This window comes from Catenulispora sp. GAS73, from assembly GCF_041262085.1.
Taxonomy (GTDB): Bacteria; Actinomycetota; Actinomycetes; order Streptomycetales; family Catenulisporaceae; genus Catenulispora.
In genome coordinates this window covers 1-9474 of sequence record NZ_JBGCCM010000083.1, presented here as the reverse complement: position 1 = coordinate 9474, position 9474 = coordinate 1, and the positions used below count along the sequence as shown (strand labels likewise).

At 70.3% G+C, this 9474-nt stretch carries 8 protein-coding genes; 5 read left to right on the top strand and 3 right to left on the bottom strand.

The genetic code is table 11. The features are described 5' to 3' along the window. Positions 1–227 precede the first annotated feature (227 nt). Together ABH935_RS50605 and ABH935_RS50600 are read right to left on the bottom strand one after the other, a co-directional pair. On the bottom strand, positions 228–884 hold the full coding sequence (locus ABH935_RS50605; RefSeq protein WP_370385196.1) for a polysaccharide deacetylase family protein: 657 nt from the start codon (positions 882–884) through the stop codon (positions 228–230). Positions 885–993: 109 nt separating this feature from the next. Beyond that, on the bottom strand, positions 994–2226 hold the full coding sequence (locus tag ABH935_RS50600; protein WP_370385195.1) for a PucR family transcriptional regulator: 1233 nt from the start codon (positions 2224–2226) through the stop codon (positions 994–996). 119 nt (positions 2227–2345) lie between these two features. Between ABH935_RS50600 and ABH935_RS50595 the strand changes: the two genes are divergently transcribed. The 3 genes from ABH935_RS50595 to ABH935_RS50585 all read left to right on the top strand — a co-directional run bounded on the left by ABH935_RS50595 (position 2346) and on the right by ABH935_RS50585 (position 5515). Further along, entirely contained in the window at positions 2346–3233 is an 888-nt protein-coding gene (locus tag ABH935_RS50595) for an SGNH/GDSL hydrolase family protein (RefSeq protein WP_370385194.1), read from the top strand. A 113-nt stretch (positions 3234–3346) separates the two neighbouring features. Continuing rightward, positions 3347–4222, top strand: coding sequence for a hypothetical protein (locus ABH935_RS50590; RefSeq protein ID WP_370385193.1), 876 nt, complete (start codon positions 3347–3349; stop codon positions 4220–4222). A gap of 72 nt (positions 4223–4294) precedes the next feature. Beyond that, positions 4295–5515, top strand: coding sequence for a cytochrome P450 (locus ABH935_RS50585; protein WP_370385192.1), 1221 nt, complete (start codon positions 4295–4297; stop codon positions 5513–5515). Positions 5516–5560: 45 nt separating this feature from the next. Here ABH935_RS50585 and ABH935_RS50580 read toward each other — a convergent pair whose 3' ends face one another. Further along, the gene (locus ABH935_RS50580) at positions 5561–6721 is read right to left on the bottom strand and encodes an acyl-CoA dehydrogenase family protein (RefSeq protein WP_370385191.1); all 1161 of its coding nucleotides are present in this window, start codon (positions 6719–6721) and stop codon (positions 5561–5563) included. A gap of 187 nt (positions 6722–6908) precedes the next feature. Here ABH935_RS50580 and ABH935_RS50575 point away from each other — a divergent pair, with 187 nt between their 5' ends. Both ABH935_RS50575 and ABH935_RS50570 read left to right on the top strand, forming a co-directional pair. Further along, positions 6909–7562, top strand: a complete 654-nt coding sequence (locus ABH935_RS50575) for a PadR family transcriptional regulator (protein WP_370385190.1) — start codon at positions 6909–6911, stop codon at positions 7560–7562. Positions 7563–7752: 190 nt separating this feature from the next. Further along, positions 7753–8994: an FAD-dependent oxidoreductase gene (locus tag ABH935_RS50570; RefSeq protein WP_370385189.1), complete on the top strand. Its 1242-nt coding sequence runs from the start codon at positions 7753–7755 to the stop codon at positions 8992–8994. Positions 8995–9474: the final 480 nt, after the last annotated feature.

Below are 9474 nucleotides of genomic sequence, written 5' to 3'. Positions count from 1 at the left end.
GCTGCCGAGCTGCCGAGCTGCCGAGCTGCCGAGCTGCCGAGCTGCCGAGCTGCCGAGCTGCCGAGCTGCCGAGCTGCCGAGCTGCCGAGCTGCCGCTGTGTCGGCCTTCCGCTGTGCCGCCCTGCCGCCTCTCGCGCTGTTTGCTGCCTTGCTGCCTTGCTGCCTTGCTGGCGCCGGGCGCTCGTATTGTTGCGCCGCCGCGATCGCTCCGGCTGGTGGCTCAGCGTTCAGCGGGCCCAGATCGCGAAGGTGTACCCGCGCGCCTTCAGGGTCTTGAGAATCCCGCCGAGCGCCGCGACGGTCTGGCTGCGGTCGCCGCCGCCGTCGTGCAGCACTACCACTGAGCCGGGTCGGACCTGGCTGAGCACCCTGTTCTGGATCGTGGCCGTGCCGGGGCGCGACCAGTCGCGCGGGTCGACCGTCCACAGCGCGATCTTCTTGCCGAGCGCTGATGCCCGCGATCGCACGTCGGCGTTCACCGCGCCGTACGGCGGCCGCAGGCAGCAGGGGCGGTAGCCGGTGTGCGAGCGGATCTGCCCGTCGGTGGCGCTCACCTGGTACGTGAACTGCGAAGCCGACAGCTTCCGCAGGTCGGGGTGCGACCAGGTGTGGTTCTGCACGCTGTTGCCCTGCCGGTAGACCTGCGAGGTCAACGCTGGGCGCGCGGCCACGTTCTGCCCGACCTCGAAGAACGTGGCGTGCACCCCGTACTGCGCCAGGATCCTGAGGACCTGCGGCGTGTAGGGGCTGGGCCCGTCGTCGAACGTGATGGAGACGACCTTGCCCGCTGCGGCGGCGGGCGCCGCCGAGAGCGTGACGCCGATCAGGGCGAGGACGGCCGCGAGGACGAGGGATCCGAGCTTGCGAGAAAGTCCTTTGATCACTTCCAGTGCATTCCCAGTGCCGGAGGATGAATGCCTGATTGGCGGATAATTCCCCCATAAGGCCCTGTAGTTCCCCCGGGCTGTCCCTGTACCCCCTGCTGCGCGACAGCTACGAGCGATCGCCGAGTGCCTGTCGCGCGACCAACGACGCGTGCAGCTCACCAAGGTCCTCGGTACGGTGCGCCGACAGCCCCGTCAGCTCGCTGATACGCCTCAGCCGGTAGTCGACGGTGTTGGGGTGAACGTGCAGCGCGGTGGCCGTCGTCCGGCGGTCGCGGTCCAGACGCAGATACGTCCGCAACGTCGTCAGCAACTCCGGCTTCCCCGCCACCGGCTCCAGCCGGGCCGCGAGCGCCGGCAGCGCCGCCGACGGACGGCTGAGCTGGTAGTCCAGCAGCACGTCTTCGAGCCGGTACAACCCCGGCGGACGCCCCGTCGCCCGCGCCAGATCGACGATCTCGGCCGTGCGCGCGACCGCGGCCGGCACCTCTGCGACATCCGCGACGGCGACCGCTGCCGTCAACGGAGCTCCGGCCACGTCGGCCGCATCGGTGATCAGGGCCCGTAGTCCGTCGTGATCCAGAACAACCGCGTCATCGTCGAGCGGCATCAGGACCGTGCCACGATCCGCCCGGAACGCGGTCAGGCACGGCTGCTGCGCGAAGGCGTCCAACGCCTCCCGCACGCGCCGGATCTTTCGGCGTGCCGCGACGCCGGGAGCAGCCGCGTCCTCGTCGGGATGCCGTTCGAGACGCAGCGTCAGCACGGCATAACGCGGCGCCGCACGCACCGCCCCGTCCGGCTCCGTCCCGGAAAGTAACGCCGCCATTAACGCGTGCCGACCGCTGTGTTCCTCGCTGTCGATCGTCCGCCGCGCAGCGAGGTAGCTTTCCGTGACCGAGCACAGGATCCGGCGCTGGATGTCCAGCAGCATCGCCAGCAGCTCGCGCAGGTCGGTGTGATCGGCGGACGTGGCCCCGGCCGACACCTGCGACCACACCATGGAGATGCCCAGCTGGTACGCCGCCAAAATCGCGTCCAGTGGCACGCCTTCCTCGGCGCGGCGCTGCGCCGAACGCCGCTGAGCGGCCAGCTCGGTCTCGTCCGGGACCCGCCGCGCCTCGACCGCGTCGGCGAACATCCGCACTGACTGCTGCACGATCTCCGCGATGTCCCCGGCGACTTCCTCGCCGGGCAGCGTCGCGTAGACCGGCAGCTCGTCGAGCAGACGGGCCAGGACGCGGCGTGACAGGTCCGGCGCCATCGCCCGCAGGTCGGCGGCGACCGGCCGACCCCCGATGTGCAGCGCTTTCGGATCCTCAACGCCGTTGTGACGCGTCACAGAATCCCTCGCTGAAGTCTGGGTCACCGTCCAGTTAATCAGTGCCCGAAGAGTCTGCATGATGACAGGCGACAGCGTCCATCCACTCAGCGTGCAGAAGCCCGGAGGAGAACCCCACCGTGAAAGCGTCTCGCACCGTCAAGGCCGCCGCAGGGCTCTGCGCCCTGCTCGGCGCCGTCTTCGCCACCGCCGCCACCTCGGCCACGGCCCAGGCCGGCGCCACCCCGCAGGTCTACGTCGCACTCGGCGACTCGATGGCCTCCGGGCCGCTGATCCCGAACCCGACCGGCGAGCTCGCCTGCGCCCGCTCCACCCACAACTACGCGCACGACATGGCCGCCGCGCTCGGCATCCCAGTCCTGCGCGACGTGACGTGCAGCGGCGCCAGCACCTTCCATATGACGAACCCGCAGCCGCTGTCGATCGCCGGGGTGTCCGCCGGCACCGCGCCGCCCCAGTTCGACGCCCTGACCCCGGACACCACGCTGGTCACGCTCACCATCGGCGGCAACGACGTCGGCCTGGTCGGCGTCGCGCAGAACTGCGAGCAGCTGAATCCCTTCGCCGCACCGTGCAAGGGCAAGTACGTGGTGAACGGCGTCGACTCGGTCGCCGCGCGCACCGACGCCTTCGCCCCGAAGCTGGCCGCCGTCCTGGCCGGCATCCACCAGCGCTCCCCGCAGGCCCGCGTCCTGGTCACCGGATACGGGCTCTACATCAAGGCCGGCGGCTGCTGGCCGGTCGAACCGCTGCTCGGCTCCGACGCTACCTGGCTACAGAGCGAGGTCGACTACCTGAACAGCACCATTGCCACCACCGCCGCAGCGAACGGCGCGACCTACGTCGACATGCGCACCCCCAGCGCCGGCCACGACTCCTGCCAGGGCGAAGGTTCGCGCTGGGTCGAGGGCTTCGTGCCACTGTCCCTGGCCGCGCCGCTGCACCCGAACCAGTCCGGCGAGGCGGCGTACGCGCGCATCATCGGCGCCGTGGTCGCGAACGGCTAGCCGGAGGGGGATCGCAACGCTGTCGTGTGCACCGAGCCGCCGGCGTCGTGACAGCTGCCAGTACGTGAAATGCGTTCCCTGAAATCTGTCCCCTGAGAAAGGACACCTGCCTCATGAAGCACCGTCCGTGGTCGTGGCGCATCGCCGTGATCGCCGCGCTGCTCGCCCTGTTCCCCCTGGCCTCTGCCTCCGCCTCGGGCTGGACCCGGCTGCCGAGCTACCAGACGTGGACGCTGGTGACCGCGCTGGAGCGCGGCCAGGGCGTCTCGACCGACGGCACCTACTACTACTTCTCCGGCACCTATTCGCTGGACAAGGCCACGGTCAACGGCATCAACGACGTCACATCGAACGCGACGGCCATCCCCTCCCAGCTCTCCTCGCAATACGGCTCCAACCACATCGGCGACAACGACTACTACGGCGGCTACGTCATCACCGGCATCGAGGACGGCAGCGCCTACCAGCACCCGCTGCTGGCGCTGTTCAACGCCTCGAACCTGAGCTACACCGGCCGCTACGTGCAGCTGCCGCTGAATCTGATGCCCGGCGGCGTCCCGTGGGTGGCCGTCGACGCCGCCGCCGGCCTGGTCTACACCGCGCCGTGGAACCAGAGCGCCGCCGACGGCAGCGACCACCTGGTCGTCTACAGCCTCCACGACCTGCTCACCCTCCCGGCCGGCGCGGCCCTGCCGGTCCTGCGCACCGTGAAGCTGTCGCAGCCGCTGAGCCGCATCCAGGGCGCGAAGGTCTGGCGCGGCCAGCTGTGGGCCTCGGCCGACATCGCGGGCAACAAGTCGGTCTGGACGATCGACCCCACCACCGGCGCCACCGCCGAGCAGTTCACCCAGGACGTCCAGCCCAACGACGAGGTCGAGGGCCTGGTGGCGCTGGACCTCGGCCCCTCCGGCGGACAGCTGCACCTTCTGAACGTCGGATCCGGATGGAAGTCGATCTTCTTGTACTTCCAGCATTACGCACTGAACTAGCTCCGGTGCAGATCGGATAGGACCGCGGCGGCGGAGGTTCCCCAGCCTCCGCCGCTGCGGTTGACTCGAACCATGACCGAATCAGAGATCTGGTTTCAGGACCCGTACGCCGCCTTCGCCCAGGGCCGCCAAAGCACGGGCCCGGCTTTCGTCCCGGCCGTCGGCGCATGGGTGGTGGCCCGGCACGAAGACGTGCTGGAGGTACTGCGCCGCGCCGACGAGTTCTCCTCGGCCAACACGTTGCCGCGCGATGAGATGCTGCCGGAAGCGGTGCGGGCCGAACTGGCCGACAGCATCGGCGGACGGCCGGTCGTGGTGAACTCCGACGGCGCCGCGCACCGGCGCTACCGTGCGCCGTTGCTGGCCGGGCTCACACCGGCGCGGGTGGAGCAGGTGGTGCCGTTCATCGGACAGCGGGCTGCGGAGCTGGTCGACGGCTTCGCCGGGGACGGCCACGTCGAGTTCGTCAGCCGCTACACGTCAGTGCTGGCCAGCGAAACGATCGGCCGGCTGATCGGGCTGGAGCCGGAGGAGGTCGCGCAGGCGGTCCACGGCACCACGCAGGCGCTGATCATGTACTTCTTCCCCGTCGGCGACGAGCAGAAGGCCCGGGCCGCGCGGAAGTTCGCCGAGATGCGGGCGATGATCGACGCGCACGTCCGGCGTCGGCACGCCGAGCCGCGCGACGACCTGTCCAGCGCGTTGCTCAGCGCCCTCGTTCCGGACGGCAGCGGCGAGCTCACCCTCGACCAACGCCACGAAGTCGCCTCGAACGTCCTGAACCTGTTCATCGCCGGCTTCATCACCGCCACCCCGCTGCTCGGCACCATGGTTCTCAACCTGCTGCGACACCGCGAGCAGTGGGAACTGCTGTGTGCGAAGCCTGAGTTGATCCCGGCAGCGGTCGAGGAGGCCACGCGCTACGACACCTCGATGCAGAGCGTCCGCCGCATCACCACCGCTCCGGTGACGCTGGCTGGCGTCGAGATACCGGCCGGCGCGACGCTGCTGGTGGCGCTCGCCTCCGCGAACCGCGACGCGGAGGTCCACGACCAGCCCGACGTCTTCGACATCACCCGGCCGACCGGTACCGCCGCCAAGCACCTGTCGTTCGGGCACGGCCCGCACGCGTGCGTCGGCGCGCAGCTGTTCCGCGAGGAAGCGCGCGCGACGCTGCGGGTCCTCACCGAGCGCCTGCCGAACCTGCGACTCGCGCCGCAGGAGACGGGGACGATGGGCCGCAGCGTCGTGCCGCGTGACGGCTCGCTCCAGGAGCTGAACCTGGTGTGGTAGCCGCGAAACCGGTGTGGTGGCTACCGGTGTGGTGGCTACAAGTGGCTACAGCCCGAGCGACTTGGCGACCACCGACTTCATGACCTCGCTCGTGCCGCCGTAGATCCGGTACACGCGGTTGTCGGCGTACAGCTTCGCGATGGGGAACTCCAGCATGTAGCCGTACCCGCCGTGCAGTTGCAGGCACTTGTCGATGACCCGGCTCGCCATCTCCGTCGTGAAAAGCTTCACCCCGGCGGCGTCGGCGACCGTCAGCTCCCCGGCCTCGTACAGGTCCATGGCGCGGTCGATCATCGCCTGCCCGGCGGTCACCTCGGCGGTGCACTCGGCGAGCACGAACTTCGTGTTCTGGAACGAGGCGACCGGCGTGCCGAACACCTCGCGCTCCTTCGTGTACGCGAGCGCGAACTGGATCGCGGCGTCCGCGGCGGCGACTGCGGACACCGCGATGCCGAGGCGCTCGGGGATCAGGTTGTGCGTCAGGTAGGAGAACGCCTTGCCCTCCTCGCCGAGCAGGTCCTCCACCGGCACCTCGACGTCGGTGAAGGACAGTTCGGCGGTGTCGGAGGTGCGCAGGCCGATCTTCTCCAGCTTGCGGCCGACCGCGTAGCCGGGGGACTTGGTGTCCACGACCAGGATCGACAGGCCGGCGCGGCGGTTGTCCGGGTCGTAGGGCGAGGTGCGCGCCACCACCAGGACTCGGTCGGCCAGCACACCGCCGGTGATGAAAGTCTTGGCGCCGTTGAGCACGTAGTGCGTGCCGTCCTCCGACAGCTTCGCCGTGGTCTTGATGCCGGCCAGGTCGCTGCCGGTGCCCGGCTCGGTCATCGCGATCGCGGTCATCATCGCGCCGGAGACGAAGTCCGGCAGCCAGCGCTGCTTCTGCTCGTCGTTCGCGAACTCCATCAGGTACGGGAGTACCAGCCCGGTGTGCACCGACGAGCCGCCGAAGCTCACGCCGGCGCGCATCAGCTCCTCGGTGGTGACGGCCTGGTACTTGAAGCCGTTGCTCTCGCCGGCGCCGCCGTACTCCTCGGGCACCTCGATGCCGAACAGGCCCAGCTCGCCGAGCTTGTAGTAGAACTCGCGCGGGGCGTGGCCCTGCTTCTCCCACTCGGGGTGGACCGGGACCACCTGCTCGGCGATGAAGTCCCTGATCATCTGGCGGAAGGCCTCGTGGTCTTCGGTGTAGACGGAACGGCGCACAGTGCGTGTCTCCTCATCGGTCGCGCTCGACGGCTTGCTCGACGGCTGCCTTCAGCTTCGCGGTCGCGGTGGCTCGCGGCTAGTCGGAGCGCGCGGTTGCCCGCTAATACTCGCCGACGTATATTTGTAGACGAGTAAACGGCGGATCGCAGGGATGGCGCCGGAGTGTCGGAGCCGGGAGGTGGCCATGGCCGCGAAACGCAAGGTCGACAACCTGCTCGCGCTCGCGGTGTTGGCCACCGTCGTCCAGCGGCCCATGCACCGGTACGAGATCGCCTCGCTGATCCGGGCGCACGGCAAGGACCAGCAGATGGACGTGAAGTGGGGGTCGCTCTACACGGTCGTCCAGAACCTGGCCAAGCACGGGTTCCTGGAGGTCGTCGGCACCAGCCGGCAGGGCGCGCGACCGGAGCGGACCGTGTACCGGATCACCGACGCCGGACGCGCCGAACTCGCCGACTGGACCCGCGAGCTGATCAGCACGCCCGAGCCGGAGCACACGCGGTTCGCCGCCGGGCTGTCGGTGCAGATGATCCTGCCGCCGGCCGAGGTGATCGAGCTGCTGCGGACGCGGCTGGCGGCGTTGGAGGAGGGGATCGGCGCGCGCAAGGCCGCGCTGACCAAGACGCTGCAGACCGTGCCGCGGCTGTTCCTCGTCGAGGACGAGTACGCGCTGGCGATGGTCGAGGCCGAGGCGGCGTGGGTGCGCGGGCTGCTGGCGGAGTTGAGCTCGGGGACGTTCCCGGGGCTCGACGGCTGGCAGGCGTTCCACGACGGGGCCGGGCTGCCGCCGGAGATGCTCGAACTCCAGGAAAGGAGTCTGGACCAGATACAGGACTGACACTGTGTCCCGGCGGCGATGCGCCAACACCACCGCCGGGACCTGCTCTCGCCACCGACGTCCGCACGGGCGAACCCCGGCCACGAGGTGCCAACCCCAGCTTAACGGGGGCCTCCCGGGCCTGATGTCGGGGCCGCGGCGCTCATCGCGCGTATCGCGGCAGATCGATCACCCACTGCGGAGGGATCCCATGTCCACATCACAGAACACTGCATCACAGAACACTGTCAATTCATCACACCCGACCGGTGTCCGCACGGCCATCGTCATCGGCGGCGGCATCGCCGGCCCGGTGACGGCCACGGCGCTGCGCAAGGCCGGCATCGAGGCCACCGTCTACGAGGCGTACCCCGAGCTCGGCGAGGGCATCGGCGGCGGCCTCGCGCTGGCGCCGAACGGCATGGCCGCGCTCGACCTCATCGGCGCCGCCGACGCGGTCCGGGCCGTGGCCACGCCGGTGACGCACACCCGGATGGCGATCGACGGCAGGCCGCACGACCTGCCGGCCCTGGCCGGCGTCGAGCCGCTGCAGATCGTCGGCCGCGGCGACCTGCACCGGGTGCTGCGCGACCGCGCGGTCCGGGCCGGCGTGCGCTTCGAGTACGGCCGGCGCCTGACCGGGGCCGTCGAGTCGCCCGACGGCGTCGAGGCGCGGTTCGCCGACGGCGGCACCGCCACCGCCGACGTGCTGATCGGCGCCGACGGCGTGCGCTCGACCGTCCGCAGCCTCATCGACCCCGCAGCCCCCGGCGCCGACTACACCGGCCTGCTGGCGTTCCAGGGCTACGTGGAAGCCGCCGCCGACCTCGACACCGAACCGGGCGTCATGACCTTCGCCTTCGGCAAGCGCGCCTACTACCTGTACTGGAAGATGGCCGACGGCCGCCTGACGTGGGGCGCGAACCTGCCGTCGAAGCAGTACATGTCGCTGACCGAGGCGCGCGCCGTCCCCGCCGACCAGTGGCTCCGCCAACTGCGCGAGACCTACCGCGACGACACCCCGGGCCGCCTCCTCGCCGAACGCACCACACCCGACAACCTCGACATCACCGGCGCCATCCACATCATGCCCCCGGTCCCGCACTGGCACAGCACCCGCATGGCCCTGGTCGGCGACGCGGTCCACGCCCCCTCGAACAGCACCGGCCAAGGCGCCTCAATGGCCATCGAAAGCGCCCTCCAACTCGCACGCTGCCTCCGCGACATCCCGAACCCAACAGCAGCGTTCGCAACCTACGAGGCACTCCGCAGCGACCGCGTCGAACGCATCACGAAGCGCGGCGCCCGCACGAACCGCACGAAGACACCGGGGCCGGTGGGGCGGAAGGCGATGCACGTGATGATGCCGCTGTTCTTCCGGCTGATGAACTTCGACAAGGTGATGGGCGCCGAGCAGCGCTACCGGATCGACTGGGAGGCCCCGGTGCGGTGAGGGGCCGGCTCGGAGGGCGCGCCGGTGCTGGTGCTGGTGCTGGCGCGCGAACCGAGGCCGAAGTGCGGGGCGGAGTTGAGCCGGAGCTGGTGGCGGGCCAGGCTCGCAGCGCAGGTCGGTGCTGGCGAGCCGGTGTCGGTGCGGTGAGCGCGCGGGCTCGGAGCGTGCCGGCGCTGGTACGCGACCGCGAGAGCCCGGGCCGCCGCTAGGTCGGTGTCGGTGCGCGAGGCTGACCTGAGTTGATTCCGGGCCGGACTTGGAGCGCGAGCCGGTGTCGGCGCGAGCCTTGGCTGGAGCTGGTGCCGGGCCGTGCGGGAGCGCGAGTCGGCATCGGTGCCGGAGCGCCAGGCGTGTGTTTGCGAGCGGCCAGAAGACCGTCAGTCCCCTGACACCCGCGCCGTCGTCGCGAACCGCATCCGGTACTCGCTCGGCGTCGTCCCCAAGTGCTTCGCGAACACGCGCCGCAGTGTCTCGTCGCTC

Excerpts from the sequence above, each read along its gene's own strand:
- ABH935_RS50590 (WP_370385193.1), top strand. The coding sequence starts at position 3,347 with ATGAAGCACCGTCCGTGGTCGTGGCGCATCGCCGTGATCGCCGCGCTG.
- ABH935_RS50585 (WP_370385192.1), top strand. The coding sequence starts at position 4,295 with ATGACCGAATCAGAGATCTGGTTTCAGGACCCGTACGCCGCCTTCGCC.
- ABH935_RS50575 (WP_370385190.1), top strand. The coding sequence starts at position 6,909 with ATGGCCGCGAAACGCAAGGTCGACAACCTGCTCGCGCTCGCGGTGTTG.
- ABH935_RS50570 (WP_370385189.1), top strand. The coding sequence starts at position 7,753 with ATGTCCACATCACAGAACACTGCATCACAGAACACTGTCAATTCATCA.